Source organism: Streptomyces sp. IMTB 2501 (genome assembly GCF_001953885.1).
Classification (GTDB): Bacteria; Actinomycetota; Actinomycetes; order Streptomycetales; family Streptomycetaceae; genus Streptomyces.
Genome location: NZ_MQUS01000091.1, coordinates 1 through 1,239 on the forward strand (window position 1 = coordinate 1; position 1,239 = coordinate 1,239).

The following is a 1,239-nucleotide window of genomic DNA, read 5'->3' on the forward strand; positions in this document are numbered from 1 at the left end:
CTTGAGTTCTAGTGATCGTCGCAACACCCCAGCTCAGGGGATGCGATGGAATTCAAGGTCCGGGACCGCTCGGTCAACCGGGGGATCCGTGCTCTGACGGAAGAACGCCGGGTCTACCTTCAGCTGGTGGATCAAGGTGTGGGATACGCAGAGGCAGCCCGGATCGTGGGCATCAACGTGCGGACGGGCAAGCGGTGGCGTAACGGGCGGGCCGCGTCCGGCGGCACCGTCGCGGCACTGCCGATCGACCCGTCAGGGGCGTCGCCGAAACCTTCGGTGACGCCCCTGGACGGGCCGTCCAGGTATCTGCGCGAAGCGGACCGGATCCACATAGCCGACCGACTGCGGGAGAAGGCCACGGTCCGCGCGATCGCGGCCGAGCTGGGCCGCAGACCCTCCACCATCAGCCGGGAGATCCGCCGCAACCGGACCGTCCTGCCAGGCGGCAACTGGTACTACCGGCCGCACGCCGCCCAGCGCCGAGCGGATCAGCGCAAGCCCCGCCCCAAGCCCGGCAAGATCGGCCAGAGCCCTGAACTGCGGGACTTCATCCAGCACCACCTCACGATGCGGTGGAGCCCCGAGCAGATCTGCCACGCTCTTCGCAGACGGTTCCCCGACCGGCCGGAGATGCGCGTGACCCACGAGACGATCTATCAGGCCCTCTACGTCCAGGGCCGCGGTGAACTCCGCCGGGAACTGGCTCGTGCCCTGCGGACGGGACGCGCACGTCGGCGCCCGCACCGCCACGCTTACAAGCGCCTGCCGCGCGCGATCCGGAACATGGTCATGATCAGCGACCGGCCTGCCGAGGCCGCTGACCGCGCTGTTCCCGGCCACTGGGAAGGCGACTTGATCATCGGCAAGGACGGCAAATCGGCGATCGGCACGCTGGTGGAACGCTCCACCCGCTACGTGATGCTGCTTCACCTGCCCGCCGGCCACACCGCGGCCGCCACCAGAAACGCCCTCGTTGAGACCGTTCAGACGCTCCCGCCGCATCTGCGGAGATCACTCACCTGGGACCAGGGATCCGAGATGGCCGCCCACCGCGCGTTCACCATCGCCACCAACGTCCCGGTCTACTTCTGCAACCCGGCCAGCCCCTGGCAGCGCGGCTCGAACGAGAACACCAACGGCCTGCTGCGGCAGTACTTCCCAAAGGGCACCGACCTCTCCAGCCACACCCGCGAGGAGCTGGAGACGGTCGCTGCCGAACTCAACAGCCGGCCACGCAAG

The 1,239-nt window shown here is 68.4% G+C and carries 1 protein-coding gene; it reads left to right on the forward strand.

Translation table 11 applies throughout. The annotated features are described in order from the left end of the window. Window positions 1–45 precede the first annotated feature (45 nt). On the forward strand, window positions 46–1,239 hold a 1,194-nt coding region (locus AV521_RS46230), incomplete at its 3' end, for an IS30 family transposase (RefSeq protein ID WP_076097941.1).